This is a genomic window from Pseudomonas sp. A125, assembly GCF_055409485.1.
Genome location: NZ_JBUZVP010000012.1, coordinates 155648 through 175578, shown reverse-complemented (window position 1 = coordinate 175578; position 19931 = coordinate 155648). Strand labels below are relative to the sequence as shown.

General features: G+C 61.2%; 15 protein-coding genes and 1 tRNA gene. 12 read left to right on the top strand and 4 right to left on the bottom strand.

Going from position 1 to position 19931, the window contains the following annotated elements; translation table 11 throughout:
- Nucleotides 1-81: 81 nt before the first annotated feature.
- A tRNA-Leu gene (locus ACZRN6_RS18225) sits at nt 82-168 on the bottom strand.
- A 224-nt stretch (nt 169-392) separates the two neighbouring features.
- Between ACZRN6_RS18225 and rnr the strand changes: the two genes are divergently transcribed.
- From rnr to ACZRN6_RS18170, 11 genes are all read left to right on the top strand, one after another.
- A complete protein-coding gene (gene rnr, locus ACZRN6_RS18220; RefSeq protein ID WP_322142998.1) occupies nt 393-3026 on the top strand; it encodes a ribonuclease R in 2634 nt (877 codons plus the stop codon).
- Nucleotides 3023-3778, top strand: a complete 756-nt coding sequence (gene rlmB, locus ACZRN6_RS18215) for a 23S rRNA (guanosine(2251)-2'-O)-methyltransferase RlmB (RefSeq protein ID WP_322142999.1) — start codon at nt 3023-3025, stop codon at nt 3776-3778. The genes rnr and rlmB overlap by 4 nt, the downstream gene beginning before the upstream one ends.
- Nucleotides 3779-4120: 342 nt before the next feature.
- Nucleotides 4121-4543, top strand: coding sequence for a 30S ribosomal protein S6 (gene rpsF, locus ACZRN6_RS18210; protein WP_003217491.1), 423 nt, complete (start codon nt 4121-4123; stop codon nt 4541-4543).
- 28 nt (nt 4544-4571) lie between these two features.
- On the top strand, nt 4572-4802 hold the full coding sequence (rpsR, locus tag ACZRN6_RS18205) for a 30S ribosomal protein S18 (RefSeq protein ID WP_002551829.1): 231 nt from the start codon (nt 4572-4574) through the stop codon (nt 4800-4802).
- Between the two features lie 36 nt (nt 4803-4838).
- Entirely contained in the window at nt 4839-5726 is an 888-nt protein-coding gene (locus ACZRN6_RS18200) for a YybS family protein (protein ID WP_177083114.1), read from the top strand.
- An 18-nt stretch (nt 5727-5744) separates the two neighbouring features.
- The gene (rplI, locus tag ACZRN6_RS18195; protein ID WP_003171376.1) at nt 5745-6191 is read left to right on the top strand and encodes a 50S ribosomal protein L9; all 447 of its coding nucleotides are present in this window, start codon (nt 5745-5747) and stop codon (nt 6189-6191) included.
- 120 nt (nt 6192-6311) lie between these two features.
- On the top strand, nt 6312-7706 hold the full coding sequence (gene dnaB / locus ACZRN6_RS18190) for a replicative DNA helicase (RefSeq protein WP_064450415.1): 1395 nt from the start codon (nt 6312-6314) through the stop codon (nt 7704-7706).
- A gap of 99 nt (nt 7707-7805) precedes the next feature.
- Nucleotides 7806-10109 carry a YgiQ family radical SAM protein gene (locus ACZRN6_RS18185; RefSeq protein ID WP_322143000.1) on the top strand — a complete coding sequence of 768 codons (2304 nt, stop codon included), beginning with the start codon at nt 7806-7808 and terminating at the stop codon, nt 10107-10109.
- Nucleotides 10110-10431: 322 nt separating this feature from the next.
- Entirely contained in the window at nt 10432-13725 is a 3294-nt protein-coding gene (locus ACZRN6_RS18180; RefSeq protein ID WP_464008442.1) for a transglutaminase family protein, read from the top strand.
- Between the two features lie 153 nt (nt 13726-13878).
- Complete coding sequence (locus tag ACZRN6_RS18175; protein WP_464008441.1) at nt 13879-16365, top strand: circularly permuted type 2 ATP-grasp protein; 2487 nt, start codon at nt 13879-13881, stop codon at nt 16363-16365.
- A complete protein-coding gene (locus ACZRN6_RS18170; RefSeq protein WP_464008440.1) occupies nt 16365-17255 on the top strand; it encodes a transglutaminase family protein in 891 nt (296 codons plus the stop codon). Before ACZRN6_RS18175 ends, ACZRN6_RS18170 begins: the two co-directional genes overlap by 1 nt.
- A gap of 107 nt (nt 17256-17362) precedes the next feature.
- On the opposite strand, the gene ACZRN6_RS18165 is transcribed toward ACZRN6_RS18170, so the two are convergent.
- Together ACZRN6_RS18165 and ACZRN6_RS18160 are read right to left on the bottom strand one after the other, a co-directional pair.
- Nucleotides 17363-17551 carry a hypothetical protein gene (locus tag ACZRN6_RS18165; protein WP_322143004.1) on the bottom strand — a complete coding sequence of 63 codons (189 nt, stop codon included), beginning with the start codon at nt 17549-17551 and terminating at the stop codon, nt 17363-17365.
- 68 nt (nt 17552-17619) lie between these two features.
- Nucleotides 17620-18207, bottom strand: a complete 588-nt coding sequence (locus tag ACZRN6_RS18160) for an LOG family protein (protein ID WP_322143005.1) — start codon at nt 18205-18207, stop codon at nt 17620-17622.
- A gap of 337 nt (nt 18208-18544) precedes the next feature.
- On the opposite strand from ACZRN6_RS18160, the gene azu reads away from it, so the two are divergent.
- A complete protein-coding gene (azu, locus tag ACZRN6_RS18155) occupies nt 18545-18991 on the top strand; it encodes an azurin (protein WP_322143006.1) in 447 nt (148 codons plus the stop codon).
- A gap of 111 nt (nt 18992-19102) precedes the next feature.
- Here the strand turns inward: azu and nadE are convergent, their stop codons facing one another.
- Entirely contained in the window at nt 19103-19930 is an 828-nt protein-coding gene (gene nadE, locus ACZRN6_RS18150; RefSeq protein ID WP_464008439.1) for an ammonia-dependent NAD(+) synthetase, read from the bottom strand.
- Between the last annotated feature and the right edge of the window lies 1 nt (nt 19931).

Sequence of the window (19931 nt, the reverse complement as noted above, 5' to 3'; positions counted from 1 at the left end):
ATTTTTAGAAGGGTCAGAAACGCAAAAACCCGCTTTCGCGGGTTTTTGTGAGACTCAAGGTTTAAACCTCAAGTTTTGAATTGGTGCCCAGAAGAAGACTCGAACTTCCACGACCTTGCGGTCACCAGCACCTGAAGCTGGCGTGTCTACCAATTTCACCATCTGGGCAGCATCGTCAACGTTGCCGTCGTCGATGGCGCGCACTATACGGACCACTTTTTACGCTGTAAAGCCCCGTTATCAAAAAAGCCTGGAAAATTTCGCAGGCGGTCGCGCAAGGTGCATTCTGAAGGCTACAAAGTGCTTTTACGGGCTTGTTGACACCTGAAATTTCCCGTTTCAATACGCGTATGCCAAACTAACCCGCATATAGACAAGGTGAAAACTCTCTAATGGCCGATTGGCAGTCCCTCGATCCCGAGGCCGCTCGTGAAGCGGAAAAATATGAAAACCCTATTCCTAGCCGCGAACTGATCCTGGCGCATCTCGCCGATCGGGGTTCGCCTGCTAGCCGCGAGCAGTTGGTTGAAGAATTCGGTCTGACCACCGAAGACCAACTCGAAGCCCTGCGTCGCCGCCTGCGCGCCATGGAGCGCGATGCCCAGTTGATCTACACCCGCCGTGGCACCTACGCGCCGGTGGACAAACTTGACCTGATCCTCGGTCGCATTGCCGGCCACCGTGACGGTTTTGGCTTCCTGATCCCGGATGATGGCAGCGACGACCTGTTCATGAGCCCGGCGCAGATGCGCCTGGTGTTCGATGGCGACCGTGCCCTGGCGCGCGTTTCCGGCCTCGACCGTCGCGGTCGCCGCGAAGGTGTGATCGTCGAAGTGGTGTCCCGCGCTCACGAGTCCATCGTTGGTCGTTACTTCGAAGAAGGCGGCATCGGTTTCGTTGTTCCGGATAACCCGAAGGTCCAGCAGGAAGTGCTGATCACCCCGGGCCGCAATGGCGCCGCCAAAGTGGGCCAGTTCGTCGAGGTGAAAATCACCCACTGGCCAACGGCGCGCTTCCAGCCACAGGGCGATATCGTTGAAGTGGTCGGCAACTACATGGCGCCGGGCATGGAAATCGATGTGGCGCTGCGCACCTACGATATCCCTCACGTCTGGCCTGAGGCTGTGCTGAAAGAAGCCGCCAAGCTCAAGCCGGAAGTGGAAGAGAAAGACAAAGAGAAACGCATCGACCTGCGTCATCTGCCGTTCGTCACCATTGACGGCGAAGATGCCCGCGACTTCGACGATGCGGTTTACTGCGAAGCCAAGCCCGGCAAGCTGCGCCTGTTCTCCGGCGGTTGGAAGTTGTTCGTCGCGATTGCCGACGTTTCCAGCTACGTGAAGATCGGTTCGGCCCTGGACAACGAAGCCCAGGTGCGCGGCAACTCGGTGTACTTCCCTGAGCGCGTGATCCCGATGCTGCCTGAGCAGCTGTCCAACGGCCTGTGCTCCCTGAACCCCAAAGTCGACCGTTTGGCCATGGTGTGCGAGATGACTATCTCGAAAACCGGCGAAATGACCGACTACCAGTTCTACGAAGCGGTGATCCACTCCCAGGCGCGCCTGACCTACAACAAGGTCAGCACCATCCTGGAACAGCCGAAAACCAGCGAAGCCAAAACCCTGCGCGGTGAGTACGGCCATGTCGTGCCGCACCTCAAGCAGCTTTATGCGCTGTACAAGGTGCTGTTGGGCGCTCGTCACGTACGTGGCGCAATCGACTTTGAAACCCAGGAAACCCGGATTGTCTTCGGTTCCGAACGCAAGATCGCCGCGATCACCCCGACCACGCGTAACGACGCTCACAAGCTGATCGAGGAATGCATGCTGGCGGCCAACGTGGCCACCGCAGAATTCCTGAAGAAGCACGAGATTCCTGCGTTGTACCGGGTGCACGACGGCCCGCCGCCGGAGCGTCTGGAAAAACTGCGCGCGTTCCTCGGTGAGCTCGGCCTGTCCCTGCACAAAGGCAAGGACGGCCCGACGCCGAAGGACTACCAGGCTTTGCTTGCCAGCATCAAGGACCGTCCGGATTACCACGTGATCCAGACCGTCATGCTGCGTTCCCTGAGCCAGGCGGTGTACAGCGCGGATAACCAGGGCCACTTCGGCCTGAATTACGAGGCGTACACCCACTTCACCTCGCCGATTCGCCGTTACCCGGACTTGCTCACGCACCGGGCGATCCGCAGCGTGATCCATTCCAAGCAGAACACCCCGCACGTCAAGCGCGCCGGTGCCATGACCATTCCAAAAGCACGGATCTATCCGTACGACGAAGCGGCCCTGGAACAGCTGGGTGAGCAGTGCTCCATGAGCGAGCGCCGTGCCGACGAAGCGACCCGCGACGTAGTGAACTGGCTCAAGTGCGAGTTCATGAAAGACCGCGTGGGCGAGTCGTTCCCGGGCGTGATCACCGCCGTGACCGGCTTTGGCCTGTTCGTCGAGCTGACCGATATCTACGTCGAGGGCCTGGTGCACGTCACCGCCTTGCCGGGTGACTACTACCACTTCGACCCTGTGCATCACCGCCTGGCGGGCGAGCGCACTGGTCGCAGCTTCCGTTTGGGCGATACCGTGGAAGTGCAGGTCATGCGCGTCGACCTCGACGAGCGCAAGATCGACTTCGGCATGCCAGACAAGCCTGTTGAGCCGACGGGCCGTAAAAAACGTGGCAGCGAAACCGCAGCCCCGGCCGCCAAGGGCAAAGGGGCTCCTGCGAAAGCAGCGGCCGCCGAGCCTGCATCAGCCAAGCCTGCTCGTCGTTCGTCTGCCAAGGACAAGGCCCCTGAAGCCTACCGCCCTAGCGACGCCGCGGCGAAAAACGCCGAGCTGCGCAAGAGCCGCGAGTTGAAGCAGCAGTTGCTCAATGAAGCCAAAAGCGGTGGTAAAGCGGCGTCTGGGGGAAAGTCCCGCGAGGCGGAAAAACCGTCGAGCAAGCCGAGTAAACACCGTAAAGGCCCGCCAAAAGCGGGTTCTGCCCCCGCGAAAAGCGGCGGGTCGCGCAAACCTAAGGCCAAGTCATGAGTCTGGAAAAAATCTACGGCGTGCACGCCGTAGAAGCATTGCTGCGTCACCACCCGAAACGCGTCAAGCAGGTGTGGTTGGCAGAGGGCCGCAGCGAGCCGCGCGTTCAAGCGCTGGTCGAGCTGGCCAACCAAAATAAAGTCGCTATCGGCCAGGCCGAGCGTCGCGAAATGGACGTGTGGGTCGAAGGCGTTCACCAGGGCGTAGTCGCGGACGTAAGCCCGAGCCAGGTCTGGGGCGAGGCAATGCTCGACGAGCTGCTCGATCGCACCGAAGGCGCACCGCTGTTGCTGGTGCTCGACGGCGTGACCGACCCGCACAACCTGGGCGCTTGCCTGCGTTCGGCGGATGCTGCCGGCGCGCTGGCGGTGATCGTGCCTAAAGACAAGTCGGCAACCTTGACGCCGGTGGTGCGTAAAGTTGCCTGCGGTGCGGCGGAAGTGATTCCGCTGGTGGCCGTGACCAACCTGGCGCGCACCCTGGAGAAACTCCAGCAGCGCGGCCTGTGGGTCGTGGGCACGGCGGGGGAGGCGGAGGTCAGCATTTATGACCAAGACCTTACCGGCCCGACCATCCTGATCATGGGGGCCGAAGGCAAGGGCATGCGCCGCCTGACCCGTGAGCATTGCGACTACCTGGTGCACTTGCCGATGGCCGGTAGCGTCAGCAGCCTCAACGTGTCAGTCGCAACGGGCGTCTGCCTGTTCGAAGCCCGGCGCCAGCGTGGCGTCAAGGCCAAAGCCAAGAAATAAGGCTTGAGTGCGACGCAAGACCCTGTGGGAGCCGGGCTTGTGTGGGAGCTGGCTTGCCTGCGATAGCATCACCTCGGTTTAACTGAAAAATCGAGGCGCCTGCATCGCGGGCAAGCCCGACTCCCACACAAGCCCCCCTCCCACATTTGTTTTTGTGGTGTAGGGGAGGTTGTTCAAATAATCACCAATCACCTTGCGCCCTTTCTCCCCCTTCTCTACAATTGCGCCCCTTGCCTACCTGGCAGGCACGCATGTGCCTCCCCTGCGGCAAGATCCATAAGTGTCATTCACTCCTTGTCTGACCGTTTTTGAGCGGCAGGCTACAACCCGTAAGGAGCATTCATGCGTCATTACGAAATCATCTTTTTGGTCCACCCGGATCAAAGCGAGCAAGTCGGCGGCATGGTAGAGCGTTACACCAAGCTGATCGAAGAAGACGGCGGCAAAATCCACCGTCTGGAAGATTGGGGCCGTCGTCAACTGGCCTACGCAATCAACAATGTTCACAAGGCTCACTACGTGATGCTGAACGTTGAGTGCACTGGCAAGGCCCTGGCCGAGCTGGAAGACAACTTCCGCTACAACGATGCAGTGATCCGTAACCTGGTCATCCGTCGCGAAGAAGCCGTTACCGGCCAATCCGAGATGCTCAAGGCTGAAGAAAACCGCAGTGAGCGCCGTGAGCGTCGCGACCGTCCTGAGCACGAAGGCGCTGAAAGCGCTGACAGTGATGACAGCGACAACAGCGATAACGCTGACGAGTAATCCACGGACCTTTTAAGGAGCCTATCAAATGGCACGTTTCTTCCGTCGTCGTAAATTCTGCCGCTTCACCGCTGAAGACGTGAAGGAGATCGATTACAAAGATCTCAACACTCTGAAAGCCTACGTATCCGAGACCGGCAAAATTGTTCCAAGCCGCATCACCGGTACCAAAGCTCGTTATCAGCGTCAGCTGGCCACCGCTATCAAGCGCGCCCGCTTCCTGGCCCTGCTGGCCTACACCGACAGCCACGGCCGCTGAGACCGGGCAGTCGACAAGTAGTAAGGGATTGAATGCATGCGCGCCTTAGCTGAGTTCATCATGCGCGGTCGTGTGCAGGCCACTCTGGTAGTGGCTGGATGTGCAGCGTTGCCGTTGTTGTATTGGTTGGGTGCTGCTGCAGGTTGCCTTGTGCTCCTGCGGCGCGGTTTGAAGGACGCCCTTGGCGTTCTTGCCCTGGGAATGCTGCCGGCCTTGGTCTGGTGGTTGAAATTCGATGATCCACGGGTACTTCTGGTACTGCTCGGTTCATCGACCCTTGCGTTGGTTTTACGCGCAAGTGAGTCCTGGGTCCGTACGCTGCTGGTCAGCGTGGCATTGGGGTTGGTGTATTCACTGGCGCTTGGCGCGGCTTTCCGCCCGCAAATCGAGGCGCTGGCGCAGGAGATCATAAAGATCCTGCCGCTGGCTCTCGGGGATCTCTACCAGCAGTTATCGGTAGAGGAGCGAGCGCGCTTCGCGTCAGTGGTTGCACCGATGCTTACCGGCCTGATAGCGGCCTTGTTGCAGATCGTCAGCGTGCTAAGTCTGATTCTTGGGCGTTACTGGCAGGCGTTGTTGTATAACCCGGGTGGTTTTGGTCGCGAGTTTCGCAGTATCAGAATCCCCGCTGGACCGGCGATGTTGCTGCTGGCGTTCATGGTAGTCGGGCCGACTTTTGGCCTGGCGCTGTTGGTGCCGTTGTGCAGCGTACCGCTGGTATTCGCCGGGCTGTCCCTGATTCATGGGCTGGTGGCGCAAAAGCGACTGGGCAGATTCTGGCTGGTGGGGTTGTACGTGACGCTGTTGCTGTTCATGCAGCTGATCTATCCGTTACTCGTGGTCTTGGCCATTGTCGACGGCCTGATTGATTTTCGCGGTCGTCTGGCGCCGAAAGACGCCGATAACGCGAACGGTGAAGGTTAAAAGTTAGAGGATTTTCACATGCAACTGATCCTTCTGGAAAAAGTCGCCAACCTGGGCAACCTGGGCGACAAAGTGAACGTTAAGGCCGGCTACGGTCGTAACTACCTGCTGCCATACGGCAAAGCCACCGCTGCAACCGCTGCCAACCTGGCTGCGTTTGAAGAGCGTCGTGCCGAGCTTGAAAAAGCAGCAGCAGACAAAAAAGCTTCGGCCGAAACTCGCGCTGCCCAACTGGCTGAGCTGGAAGTGACTATCACTGCCACCGCCGGTGACGAAGGCAAGCTGTTCGGTTCGATCGGCACCCACGACATCGCTGATGCACTGACCGCCTCCGGCGTTGAAGTGCAGAAGAGCGAAGTTCGTCTGCCGAACGGCACCATCCGCAACGTTGGCGAATTCGATGTAGCCGTGCACCTGCACGCTGAAGTCGAAGCAACCGTACGCGTTGTTGTGGTAGCAGCTTAAGCAGCACCTAACTGACTGGCACCTCGCGTGCCAGGCGGTTAACATCGGGCACGATCCTGTTTACAGGTCGTGCCTTTTGTTTTTCTGTAGCTCCTGATTTTCCAACTATTCCAAGTGGCCATGAACGATATCTCCGCTCCTGAGCAATATGATCTGCAAACCGCTGCCCTGAAGGTGCCGCCGCATTCCATCGAGGCCGAACAGGCCGTGCTCGGTGGTTTGATGCTGGACAACAACGCCTGGGAGCGTGTGCTGGATCAAGTCTCGGACGGCGATTTCTACCGTCATGACCACCGCCTGATCTTCCGCGCCATTGCCAAGCTTGCCGACCAGAACTCGCCGATCGACGTGGTGACCCTGGCCGAGCAATTGGACAAGGAAGGCCAGACGTCCCAAGTGGGCGGCCTGGGTTACCTGGGCGAACTGGCGAAAAACACCCCGTCGGTTGCCAACATCAAGGCCTATGCGCAGATCGTCCGTGCGCGGGCCACGTTGCGCCAGCTGATCGGCATTGCCACCGAGATCGCTGACAGCGCCTTCAACCCCGAAGGCCGCACCGCTGAAGAGATTCTCGACGAAGCCGAACGGCAGATCTTCCAGATCGCCGAGGCCCGGCCTAAAACCGGCGGCCCGGTGAGCGTCAACGACCTGCTGACCAAGGCCATCGACCGTATCGATACCCTGTTCAACACCGACAACGCGATCACTGGCCTGTCCACCGGCTACACCGACCTCGACGGCATGACCAGCGGCCTGCAGCCCTCTGACCTGATCATCGTCGCCGGCCGTCCGTCCATGGGTAAAACCACGTTCGCCATGAACCTGGTGGAAAACGCCGTGTTGCGCAGCGACAAGGCCGTACTGGTTTACTCCCTGGAGATGCCAGGTGAATCGCTGATCATGCGTATGTTGTCGTCCCTGGGCCGCATCGACCAGACCAAAGTGCGTGCCGGTCGCCTGGAAGACGACGATTGGCCGCGCCTGACCTCGGCGGTCAACCTGCTCAACGACCGCAAGCTGTTTATCGATGACACTGCGGGCATCAGCCCCTCGGAAATGCGCGCGCGTACCCGGCGCCTGGTGCGTGAGCACGGCGACATCGCCCTGATCATGATCGACTACCTGCAGCTGATGCAGATCCCGGGTTCCAGCGGTGACAGCCGGACCAACGAGATTTCCGAAATTTCCCGCTCGTTGAAAGCCCTGGCCAAGGAATTCAACTGCCCGGTGGTTGCCCTGTCGCAGCTCAACCGGTCCCTGGAGCAACGCCCGAACAAGCGCCCGATCAACTCCGACTTGCGCGAATCCGGAGCGATCGAGCAGGATGCTGACGTGATCATGTTCGTATACCGGGACGAGGTGTATCACCCGGAAACCGAGCATAAAGGCATCGCCGAAATCATTATCGGTAAACAGCGTAACGGGCCAATCGGCACCACGCGCCTGGCGTTTATCGGTAAATACACACGTTTCGAAAACCTGGCGCCGGGTAGCTACAACTTCGACGACGAGTAAAAAGCTGTCCTGCCAATTCCGACTGCAAAGGTCGGAATTGGTCAAATTTTGTGCTATATTCCGCGCCCGCGATTTTTCATCTCAACACCGGTCACCGTCATGCAAACAGCCAAGCCGTTATTTGACTATCCCAAGTACTGGGCCGAATGTTTCGGTCCTGCGCCATTCCTGCCGATGAGCAGGGAGGAGATGGATCAGCTTGGCTGGGATTCATGCGACATCATCATTGTCACGGGTGACGCGTACGTCGACCATCCGTCGTTCGGCATGGCAATCATCGGCCGGCTGCTGGAGTCCCAGGGCTTTCGCGTCGGGATCATTGCCCAGCCCAACTGGCAGTCCAAAGACGACTTCATGAAGCTCGGCGAGCCGAACCTGTTCTTCGGCGTCGCGGCCGGCAACATGGACTCGATGATCAACCGCTACACCGCCGACAAGAAAATCCGTTCCGATGACGCCTACACCCCCGGTGGCATGGCAGGCAAACGTCCGGACCGCGCCAGCCTGGTCTACAGCCAGCGCTGCAAGGAAGCCTACAAGAACGTGCCGATCGTACTCGGCGGCATCGAAGCGTCCCTGCGCCGCATCGCCCACTACGACTACTGGCAGGACCGCGTACGTAACTCGATCCTGATCGACGCCTGCGCCGATATCCTGCTGTACGGCAACGCCGAGCGGGCGATTGTCGAAGTCGCCCAGCGCCTGTCGTGGGGCCACAAGATCGAAGACATTACCGACGTGCGCGGCACCGCGTTCATTCGCCGTGACACGCCTGAAGGCTGGTATGAGGTGGACTCCACCCGTATCGACCGTCCGGGCAAGATCGACAAGATCATCAACCCGTACGTGAATACCCAGGACACCCAGGCCTGCGCCATCGAGCAGGAGAAGGGCCCGACGGATGACCCGGAAGAAGCCAAGGTCGTACAGATCCTGGCCAGCCCGCGCATGACCCGCGACAAGACCGTGATTCGTCTGCCGTCCGTGGAAAAAGTCCGTGGTGACTCAGTGCTGTATGCCCACGCCAACCGCGTACTCCACCTGGAAACCAACCCGGGCAACGCCCGTGCCTTGGTGCAGAAGCATGGCGAAGTCGACGTGTGGTTCAACCCGCCGCCGATTCCCATGACCACCGAAGAAATGGACTACGTGTTTGGCATGCCTTACGCCCGTATTCCACACCCGGCGTACGGCAAGGAAAAAATCCCGGCCTACGACATGATTCGCTTCTCGGTGAACATCATGCGTGGCTGCTTCGGCGGCTGCACCTTCTGCTCGATCACCGAGCACGAAGGCCGGATCATCCAGAACCGTTCCGAAGAGTCGATCATTCGCGAAATCGAAGAGATCCGCGACAAGGTGCCAGGCTTCACCGGCGTCATCTCCGACCTCGGCGGCCCAACCGCGAACATGTACCGCATTGCCTGCAAGAGCCCGGAAATCGAGTCCGCGTGCCGCAAGCCGTCCTGCGTGTTCCCGGGTATCTGCCCTAACTTGAACACCGACCACTCGTCGTTGATCCAACTGTATCGTAGCGCCCGTGCGTTGCCGGGTGTGAAGAAGATCCTGATCGCTTCCGGCCTGCGCTACGACCTCGCGGTCGAGTCGCCGGAATACGTTAAGGAACTGGTGACCCACCACGTCGGTGGTTACCTGAAGATCGCCCCGGAACACACCGAGGAAGGTCCGCTCAACCAGATGATGAAACCGGGCATCGGCAGCTATGACAAGTTCAAGCGCATGTTCGAGAAGTACACCAAGGAAGCGGGCAAGGAGCAGTACCTGATTCCTTACTTCATCGCCGCCCACCCGGGCACCACCGATGAAGACATGATGAACCTGGCCCTGTGGCTCAAGGGCAACGGCTTTCGCGCTGACCAGGTGCAGGCGTTCTACCCTTCGCCCATGGCCACCGCCACGGCGATGTACCACTCGGGCAAGAACCCGCTGCGCAAGGTCACCTACAAGAGCGACGCGGTGACCATCGTCAAGAGCGAAGAGCAGCGCCGTTTGCACAAGGCCTTCCTGCGCTATCACGACCCGAAAGGCTGGCCGATGCTGCGCGAAGCATTGACCCGCATGGGCCGTGGCGACCTGATCGGGCCGGGCAAGGAGCAACTGATCCCGTTGCACCAGCCGGCCACCGACAGCTACCAGAGTGCCCGTCGCAAGAACTCGACGCCGGCTGGCAGCCACAAGGTCGCCAAGGAAACCACCACCAAGATCCTCACCCAGCACACCGGCTTGCCGCCGCGTGGCAGTGACGGCAGCAACCCGTGGGACAAGCGTGAGCAAGCCAAGGCCGCGGCCATGGTGCGCAACAAGCAGGCCGCCAAAGAGCGCACCGACGCGGCCAAAGGTAAAGGCAAGAAGCCAGCCCGCAAGCCGGTCGTACCGCGCTGATCGCAGCCTGAATGATCGTTCCCACGCTCTGCGTGGGAACGATCATCAACAGTTGATCGCGTTCGGCAGGTAGAGCGCGCTCTACTGTGGGAGCTGGCTTGCCTGCGATGAGGGCGGTGCGCTCACCATCGTCATTTGGGTAGATTCACCACCCACCCTCACACTCCCGCCACAAATATGTGCAACCCTCGCACCACGACCACAGCCATCGCGCCGTTTTGGTGCTGTACTGCACCGGGTCCCACGATAAAGTGCAATGACCACTGCTCTGGCATAAGTCTTGCGCGCTTTGTTTTCATGCCCTGGCTCGCAGGAGGCCGCCGTGTCGATTCATGTCGCGTTGCACCACGTTACGCATTACCGCTACGACCGCGCGGTCGAACTCGGCCCACAGATTGTTCGTCTGCGTCCGGCGGCCCATAGCCGCACGCGGATTTTGTCCTACGCGCTGAAGGTGCTGCCGCAACAGCACTTCATCAATTGGCAACAGGACCCCCAGGGCAATTACCTGGCACGCCTGGTGTTCCCGGAAAAGACCGACGAGTTGCGCATCGAAGTCGACCTGGTCGCCGAGATGGCGGTATTCAACCCGTTCGACTTTTTCCTTGAGCCTTACGCCGAAAAAATCCCGTTCAGCTACGCCGCCGATGAGCAGCGCGAGCTGGCGCCGTACCTGGAAACGTTGCCGCTCACCCCAAGATTCGCCGCGTATCTGGCGGGTATCGACCGCACACCGCTGCCGGCGGTGGATTTCCTGGTGGGCCTCAATCAACGCCTGGCGGCGGATATCGGCTACCTGATTCGCATGGAGCCGGGCGTACAAACCCCGGAATTCACCCTGGAAAACGCCTCCGGCTCCTGCCGCGACTCGGCGTGGCTGCTGGTGCAACTGCTGCGCAACCTCGGGTTGGCGGCGCGGTTCGTGTCCGGTTATCTGATCCAGCTGACCGCCGACGTCAAAGCCCTCGATGGCCCATCCGGCACCGAAGTGGACTTCACCGACCTGCATGCCTGGTGCGAAGTGTATTTGCCCGGCGCTGGCTGGATCGGCCTCGACGCCACTTCCGGCTTGTTCGCTGGTGAAGGGCATATCCCGTTGGCCTGTAGCCCTGATCCTTCATCGGCAGCGCCAATCAGTGGTCTGGTGGAACCGTGCGAGTGCGAATTTACCCACGAGATGTCCGTAGAGCGAATTTGGGAAGCCCCACGGGTTACCAAGCCCTACACCGAAGAGCAGTGGCTGGCGATTCAGGCCCTGGGCCGGCAAATTGACGGCGACCTGCTCAAGGACGACGTACGCCTGACCATGGGGGGCGAACCGACCTTCGTCTCTATCGACGACCCCGACGGCGCCGAATGGAACACCGCCGCCCTGGGCCCGGACAAACGCCGGCTGTCTGCCGAGTTGTTCCAGCGCATGCGCAAGCACTACGCGCCCAAGGGCCTGGTGCATTTCGGCCAGGGCAAGTGGTACCCCGGCGAGCAACTGCCGCGCTGGTCTCTGAACTGCTACTGGCGCCGCGACGGGGTGCCGATCTGGCACAACAGCGCGCTGATTGCCGATGAGCAGGAGAGCTACGGCGCCGATGGGCTGATGGCCGGGCGTTTTCTGGCGAGTGTCGCCGAACGCCTGAAACTGCCGACGCACTTTGTATTCCCGGCCTACGAAGACAATTTCTATTACCTATGGCGTGAAGGCGCCTTGCCGCAAAACGTCAGCGCCGAAGACCCGCGCCTGGAAGACAAGCTTGAGCGTGATCGCCTGCGCAAAGTCTTCAGCCAGGGCCTGGATAAAGTCATCGGCCAAGTGCTGCCGCTGGCGCGCACGGCGGCCAACGACCGCTGGCAGAGCGGCCGCTGGTATCTGCGCGATAACCATTGCCGCCTGGTGCCGGGTGATTCGCCGCTGGGTTATCGCCTGCCACTGGCCTCGCAGCCCTGGGTGACGGCCGCCGACTACCCATTTGTGCACCCCACCGATCCCAATCAGGATTTGGCCGAGCTGCCGACCACCTCGCAACTGCAAAGCCATGGCGAGGCGGCGGCGAGTACAGACCGGATTCCGAAGATCGACGAATCCGCTGACTGGCTGACCCGCACGGCCCTGTGCGCCGAAGCGCGGGAAGGCCGGCTCTACCTGTTCATGCCGCCGCTGGAGCGGGTCGAGGATTATCTGGAACTGGTGGCGGCCATCGAAGCCACCGCCGAAGAACTGCATTGCCCGGTGCTGCTGGAAGGCTACGAGCCGCCGAGCGACCCGCGCCTGAGCAACTTCCGGGTTACGCCGGACCCGGGCGTAATCGAGGTCAACGTGCAGCCGTCCGCCACCTGGGACGAGTTGGTGGAGCGCACCGAGTTTCTCTATGAGGAGGCTCGGCAAACCCGCCTCACCACTGAAAAGTTCATGATCGACGGACGTCACACCGGCACCGGCGGCGGTAACCACTTTGTGCTCGGTGGTGCCACGCCGAAAGATTCGCCCTTCCTGCGCCGTCCGGATCTGCTGCGCAGTTTGATCAGCTACTGGCATAACCACCCGTCATTGTCCTACCTGTTTTCGGGCTTGTTCATCGGCCCGACTTCCCAGGCGCCGCGGGTCGACGAAGCGCGTAACGATGCGTTGTACGAGCTGGAAATCGCTTTCGCCCAGATGCCCGAAGTGGGCGAAGAATGCCCGCCGTGGCTGGTCGACCGCTTGCTGCGTAACCTGCTGATCGACGTCACGGGCAACACCCACCGCGCCGAATTTTGCATCGACAAGCTCTACTCGCCGGACGGTGCCACCGGCCGCCTGGGCCTGCTGGAACTGCGCGCCTTTGAAATGCCGCCCCATGCGCGCATGAGCCTGACCCAGCAACTGCTGCTGCGGGCGCTGGTGGCGCGCTTCTGGCGTGAACCCTATGCGCCGCCGAAGCTGGCGCGCTGGGGTACGGAGTTGCACGACCGTTTCCTGCTGCCGCATTTTATCGAGCAGGATTTTGCCGACGTGATCGTCGAGCTTAACGCCGCCGGTTACCCGCTGCGGGCCGAATGGTTTGCCGCGCACCTGGAATTCCGCTTTCCCAAGGTCGGCGACTATGCCGTCAGCGGTATCGAACTGGAACTGCGCCAGGCTCTGGAGCCCTGGCATGTGCTGGGCGAAGAGGGTGCGGTGGGCGGCACGGTGCGTTACGTGGATTCGTCGCTTGAGCGCCTGCAGGTCAAGTTGAGCGGCCTGCCGCCCCAGCGCTACCTGCTGACCTGCAACGGCATCCCGGTGCCGCTGCAACCGACCGGGCGAATCGGCGAGTTTGTCGCTGGCGTGCGGTATCGCGCCTGGCAACCGGCCAACTGTTTGCAGCCGACGATTGCGGTGCATGCGCCGCTGGTATTTGATCTTTTGGACACGTGGATGCAGCGCTCGCTGGGTGGTTGCCAGTACCATGTCGCCCATCCGGGCGGGCGCAACTACGACAGCCTGCCGGTGAACGCCAATGAAGCTGAAAGCCGGCGCATGGCGCGGTTTTTCCGCCTGGGCCACAGCCCCGGTAAATTGCCGGTGCCGAGCGTGGTGATCAATGACGAATTGCCGATGACCCTGGATTTGCGGCGCTTTGCAAAAAAGACAGAGGATTGAATCTACATAATCCCGAAAGCGACAAATCTCTAATGTGGGAGCTGGCTTGCCTGCGATAGCATCACCTCGGTACACCAGATACACCGAGGTGCCTGCATCGCGGGCAAGCCCGGCGCCCACATACTGACTTCCCTTGCCCCTGCCGAGCGTTCCATGCCCGACTTGCTCGACCGTTACCCGCTGACCGCGGGCACCTATCACGAACTGCTGGACGACAGCGGCGCGGTTCGCGCCCATTGGCAGCGCCTGCTCGATCACCTGCAACGCAGCACCCCGGCGCAGTTGGCCCAGCGCCAGGCGTTGCTGACCCGGCAGATCCAGGAAAACGGCGTGACCTACAACGTCTACGCCGACCCCAAGGGCGCCGATCGCCCGTGGGAGCTGGACCTGTTGCCCCACGTGCTGGCCGCCGATGAGTGGAAGCAACTCTCGGCCGGAATTGCCCAGCGTGCACGCCTGCTCAATGCGGTACTGGCCGACCTCTACGGCCCGCAACGCTTGATCGCCGAAGGTTTGCTGCCGGCCGAACTGGTGTTTGGCCATAACAATTTCCTGTGGCCCTGCCAGGGCATCCAGCCGCCCGACGGCGCCTACCTGCACCTGTACGCCGTGGACCTGGCGCGCACGCCCGACGGCCGCTGGTGGGTCACCGCAGACCGTACCCAGGCTCCTTCCGGCGCCGGTTATGCCCTGGAAAATCGCACCATCGTGTCCCGCGCATTCCCGGACCTGTACCGTGACTTGCAGGTGCAGCACCTCACCGGGTTCTTCCGCACCTTGCAGGAAACCCTGGCCCGCCAGGCACCGAGCGACGACCAGTCACCGCTGATCGTGCTGCTGACCCCGGGCCGTTTCAACGAAAGTTATTTCGAGCATCTGTACCTTGCCCGCCAACTCGGCTACCCGCTGGTGGAAGGCGGCGACCTGACCGTGCGCGACGCCACCGTCTACCTGAAAACCCTCAGCGGCCTGCGCCGGGTGCACGCGATCATGCGTCGCCTGGACGACGACTTCTGCGACCCGCTGGAGCTGCGCACCGACTCGGCCCTCGGCGTGCCCGGCCTGCTGGATGCCGTGCGCCAGGGCAATGTGCTGGTGGCCAACGCGCTGGGCAGTGGTGTGCTGGAGTCGCCCGGCCTGCTGGGCTTTTTGCCGAAGATCAATCAGTTCCTGTTTGGCGAAGACCTGATCCTGCCGTCCATCGCCACCTGGTGGTGCGGTGAGCCGCCGGTGCTGGCCGAAGCCCTGGAAAAGCTCCCGGAGCTGCTGATCAAACCAGCTTTCCCGTCGCAAAGCTTTACCCCGGTGTTTGGCCGCGACCTGAATGAGGATCAACGCCAGGCCCTGGCCGAGCGCATGCAGGCGCGACCTTACGCCTACGTCGCCCAGGAACTGGCGCAGTTGTCCCAGGCGCCGGTCTGGCACACAGTCGATGATCACCTGCAACACCGTGCCATCGGCATGCGCGTGTACGCCGTCGCCAGCGCCGACGGTTATCGGGTACTGCCCGGCGGCCTGACCCGCGTGGCCGCCGAGGCCGATGCCGAAGTGGTGTCGATGCAGCGCGGCGGTGCGAGCAAAGACACCTGGGTGCTGGGCGAGCGCGCCCACGGCACCGAACATTGGCGCGCCCAGCGGGCGATTGGCGCCCACGACCTGGTGCGACGTGATCCGTACCTGCCCTCGCGGGTGGTGGAAAACCTGTTCTGGTTTGGCCGCTATTGCGAGCGCTGTGATGACAATGCGCGCTGGCTGCGGATCGTCCTCGCCCGCTATGTCGATGGAGACGACCCGCTGGCGCTGCAGGCGGCGGTCGAGCTGGGCGAGAACCTGCGACTGTTGCCCGAAGAGGGCGAACTGCCTGAGCGGCTCCAGGCAGCGTTGCTCGGTGATGACTGGCCATCGAGCCTGCGCGCCAACTTGCAGCGCTTGCAGTGGGCGGCGTCCCAGGTGCGCGGCAAGCTGTCCCGGGAAAACTGGCAAGCGCTGGTGGAGTTGCAGCGCGAAGCCATGGAGCTGGAAAGCGAAGAGCCGGATTTTGGCGAACTGCTCGACTTCCTCAACCGCCTGGTGATGTCCCTGGCCGCGCTGTCGGGCTTTGCCCTCGACGACATGACCCGCGACGAAGGCTGGCGCTTCCTGATGATGGGCCGGCGCATCGAGCGTCTGCAGTTTCTCAGCAGCAGCCTCGCGGCCTTCCTGCGCGGCGTTGCAGTGTTTGATCAGGCCGGGCTGGAGTGGTTGCTGGAGTTGGGCAACAGCAGCATCACCTACCGCTCGCGTTACCTTGCGGTGCCGCAATTGATCCCGGTGCTGGACCTGTTGCTGCTGGACGAGCAGAACCCCCATGCGGTGCTGTTCCAGCTCAAACTGGTGAGCCGCACCCTGCGTCGCCTTAATGATGATTTCGGCGTGCCCCGCGAAACCGGGCTCGCGCCGTTGGTGGAGCGCCTGGCGCGGTTTGACCTGGGCTGCCTGGAAAACCCGCTGTTCGGCGAGGCCAGCGTGCGTGCCGCGCTGGACGGCCTGGCGGACCTTTTGCAAGCGGTGGCCGATGAAAGCGGGCAAGTCTCCGACCGCCTGGCCTTGCGCCATTTTGCCCATGTGGATGATGTCAGCCAGCAAACGGTGTCTGTGTGATGAGTGCCCGCTACCAGATTTTCCACGATACCCATTACCACTACGACAGCCCGGTGTCCCTGGCGCAGCAACTGGCGCATTTGTGGCCGCGGCCTTGCGCCTGGCAGCGCTGCAGCTCGCAGCAACTGGAAATCAGCCCCGAACCGACCTCGCGCCGGGATGAGCTGGACGTGTTTGGCAACCCGATCACCCGGCTGGCATTCGAGCGGCCCCACGATGAGCTGTTGGTGAACGCCGGGCTGACGGTGGAAGTGCTGGCGCGCCCGGTGCTGGATTTCAGCCTGTCGCCGGCCTGGGACCAGATCCGTAACGGCCTGACCTACAGCAGCCAACCTCTTTCGGCTGAGGTGATCGAAGCGTGCCGCTATCGGTTCGAATCGCCCTACGTGCATTTGAAGAAAAGCTTCGTCGAGTTCTCCGAGGACTGTTTCCCGGCAGGTCGCCCGTTGTTGTTGGGTGTGCAGGCGTTGATGGAGAAAATCTTCAGCGAATTCACCTTCGATGCCGAAGCCACCCAGGTCGCCACGCCGCTGGTGGAAGTGCTGGAGCGCCGTCGCGGCGTGTGCCAGGACTTCGCCCACCTGATGCTCGCGTGCCTGCGCTCCCGGGGCCTGGCGGCGCGGTATATCAGTGGTTACCTGTTGACTCAGCCACCGCCCGGCCAGCCACGATTGATCGGCGCAGATGCGTCCCACGCGTGGGTGTCGGTATTTTGCCCGGTGTCGGGGTGGGTGGATTTTGACCCGACCAACAATGTGCAGCCGGCACTGGAACACATCACCCTGGCCTGGGGCCGGGATTTTTCCGATGTCTCGCCGTTGCGGGGGGTGATTCTGGGAGGAGGGAGCCATGACCCGGAAGTGCGGGTGACGGTAATGCCGCTGGAATGACAGAACCACCGTAGGAGCCGGCTTGCCGGCGATGGCGACCTTGAGATCTCTGATGATCATCCGGCCCGATCGCCGGCAAGCCGGCTCCTACATAAATCCAGTGGTTCTCAGGCGTCGGGCGCCTGATCTTTCGGTGCTTCGGTTTCGTCTGTAGCCACAGTACCTTCAGCATCCGGGTCCAGTGCACCGGCTTCTTCGTCGGCTGCAGTTTTCTTGCGCTGCAGCTTTTCCTCTTTCTTCTGCTCTTTGGCCAAGTCTCTCTGACGTTTGGCGAAGGAGTAATTAGGTTTTGCCATGGGCGATCCTCTGGGGTCGAAGGTGAGGTTGAGCGGCGCGTATTCTGCCTTTAATCGCGTCCCAAGGGTTAATCGGGTTTTTGGTCCACCCATTTGGGCAGGACCAGCGGTTGCCAGGCATCCAGTACGTCAAGCAGCTCAGCCGGCGATTCGCTCATTTGCAGCATGGCACGATGCGGTGCGCGGACGAAACCTTCGCCGACGATATGATCAAGAAAATCGGTCAATTTGCGGTAAAAACTGTTCACTTCAAGCAAGCCCAGCGGTTTGCCGTGGTAGCCAAGCTGGCCCCAGGTCCAGACTTCGAACAGTTCTTCCAGGGTGCCCAGGCCGCCCGGCAACGCAATGAACGCGTCACTCAACTCGGCCATGCGCGCTTTGCGGGCGTGCATACCGTCGACCACTTCCAGGCGGGTGAGGCCCTTGTGGCCGATTTCCAGGACTTTGAGGCTTTCGGGAATAATCCCGATTACCTCGCCACCGGCTTGCAGCGCTGCATCGGCGACGATCCCCATCAGGCCCACGGCACCGCCGCCGTACACCAAGGTGAGCTTGCGCTCGGCCAACGCGCGCCCAAGGGCGACGGCGGCTTCGCGGTAGGCCGGGTCGGCGCCGCTGCTGGCACCGCAAAACACACAGACAGACTTCAAGGACATACCGGACTCCACTCAGTTGTGGCTAAAGAGTAAAGGCTGGGCTGCGTCTCTCAAAGGATTAAACCTCGCGTCGAGGTGTTTCATACGTGCCGCTGGCACCACAGGCATAGGCGGCAAGCAGGCTGCGAAACAGGCTATTGAGGTGCATGGTCAGGACTGCGCAAGGGTGATGAGCCGATCATAGGCCGGCATTCATACTTTGGCCGGTAGATTGTGTCGATGAGTCTGATAGCCTAAAGTTGTATACAATCTGTTGATACAGATCATATGAAACCCTGCCTGGTTCAGGCACCCTTGTCGCAATATGCGTTTTTTAAACCCTGCCCTGGAGATTCACATGTTTGCCAAACTCGTTGCTGTTTCCCTGCTGACTCTGGCTAGCGGCCAGTTGCTTGCTGCAGAGTGCAAGGTCACTGTCGACTCCACTGACCAGATGTCCTTCAACACCAAGGCCGTCGAAATCGACAAGAGCTGCAAGACGTTCACCGTTGAGTTGACCCACTCCGGCAGCTTGCCGAAGAACGTCATGGGCCATAACTGGGTGCTGAGTTCCGCCGCCGACATGCCTGGCATCGCCAGCGACGGCATGGCTGCCGGCATCGACAAGAACTACCTGAAAGACGGTGACACCCGCATCATCGCCCACACCAAGATCATTGGTGCCGGCGAAAAAGACTCCGTGACCTTCGATGTGTCGAAGCTGGCGGCAGGCACTGACTACGCGTTTTTCTGCTCGTTCCCAGGCCACATCTCGATGATGAAAGGCACTGTGACCCTGAAGTAATCACCCTTGTAGGAGCGAGCTTGCTCGCGAAAACCTCAAGGGCACCGCGCTCATCCAGGATGGGCGCGTTTTCGTTGACGATCTTCGCGAGCAAGCTCGCTCCTACAGTGCTCAGGGTGCAAACGGCATTACCCGCTTGTGCTCGGTCTTGCGATAGGTCTCGCAAATGATCCGGAACGCTTCCTCGCGAACCGGTTCGCCGTGCAGGAACGCATCGATCTCGGCATAGGTCACGCCGTGGGAGGCTTCGTCCGGCTTGCCCGGCGACAGGTCTTCGAGGTCGGCAGTCGGGATTTTCTCCACCAACGATTCCGGTGCACCAAAGTGCCGGGCAATCGCGCGCACCTGGTTTTTTACCAGCCCGCTCAGCGGTGCCAGGTCGCAGGCGCCGTCACCGAACTTGGTGAAAAAGCCCATCACCGCTTCCGCCGCATGGTCGGTACCAATCACCAAACCACTGGCCGCGCCGGCGATGGTGTACTGCGCCACCATGCGCATGCGCGCCTTGGTGTTGCCCAGCACGAAGTCCCGGGAGACCGCCGCCTTGCCTTCAAACGCCGCCACTTCATTGGCCAGGGATTTGACCGCCGGGCCGATGTTCACCGTGTGGCGTTCATCGGGTTCGATAAAGTCCACGGACGCCTGGGCGTCGTGTTCGTCGAACTGGGTTTCGTAGGGCAGGCGCACCGCGATAAAGCGGTAGGCCTCGTCACCCTTGGCGGCCCGCAACTCTTCCATGGCGCGTTGGGCCAAAAGCCCGGCGGTCAGGGAGTCGACGCCGCCGCTGATGCCCAGCACCAACGTCTTGAGGCCTGAATTGAGCAGGCAATCCTGGATAAAGGTAACGCGCCGGGCGACCTCCGCCTCCAGGGCGGCCTGGTCCTTGAACGGCGGCTGGACCTTGAGCTGTTCAGCAATCTCGCGCTGTACGGCTTGCATG

Excerpts from the sequence above, each read along its gene's own strand:
- rnr (WP_322142998.1), top strand. The coding sequence starts at position 393 with ATGGCCGATTGGCAGTCCCTCGATCCCGAGGCCGCTCGTGAAGCGGAA.
- rlmB (WP_322142999.1), top strand. The coding sequence starts at position 3,023 with ATGAGTCTGGAAAAAATCTACGGCGTGCACGCCGTAGAAGCATTGCTG.
- rpsF (WP_003217491.1), top strand. The coding sequence starts at position 4,121 with ATGCGTCATTACGAAATCATCTTTTTGGTCCACCCGGATCAAAGCGAG.
- rpsR (WP_002551829.1), top strand. The coding sequence starts at position 4,572 with ATGGCACGTTTCTTCCGTCGTCGTAAATTCTGCCGCTTCACCGCTGAA.
- ACZRN6_RS18200 (WP_177083114.1), top strand. The coding sequence starts at position 4,839 with ATGCGCGCCTTAGCTGAGTTCATCATGCGCGGTCGTGTGCAGGCCACT.
- rplI (WP_003171376.1), top strand. The coding sequence starts at position 5,745 with ATGCAACTGATCCTTCTGGAAAAAGTCGCCAACCTGGGCAACCTGGGC.
- dnaB (WP_064450415.1), top strand. The coding sequence starts at position 6,312 with ATGAACGATATCTCCGCTCCTGAGCAATATGATCTGCAAACCGCTGCC.
- ACZRN6_RS18185 (WP_322143000.1), top strand. The coding sequence starts at position 7,806 with ATGCAAACAGCCAAGCCGTTATTTGACTATCCCAAGTACTGGGCCGAA.
- ACZRN6_RS18175 (WP_464008441.1), top strand. The coding sequence starts at position 13,879 with ATGCCCGACTTGCTCGACCGTTACCCGCTGACCGCGGGCACCTATCAC.
- ACZRN6_RS18170 (WP_464008440.1), top strand. The coding sequence starts at position 16,365 with ATGAGTGCCCGCTACCAGATTTTCCACGATACCCATTACCACTACGAC.
- ACZRN6_RS18165 (WP_322143004.1), bottom strand. The coding sequence starts at position 17,551 with ATGGCAAAACCTAATTACTCCTTCGCCAAACGTCAGAGAGACTTGGCC.
- ACZRN6_RS18160 (WP_322143005.1), bottom strand. The coding sequence starts at position 18,207 with ATGTCCTTGAAGTCTGTCTGTGTGTTTTGCGGTGCCAGCAGCGGCGCC.
- azu (WP_322143006.1), top strand. The coding sequence starts at position 18,545 with ATGTTTGCCAAACTCGTTGCTGTTTCCCTGCTGACTCTGGCTAGCGGC.
- nadE (WP_464008439.1), bottom strand. The coding sequence starts at position 19,930 with ATGCAAGCCGTACAGCGCGAGATTGCTGAACAGCTCAAGGTCCAGCCG.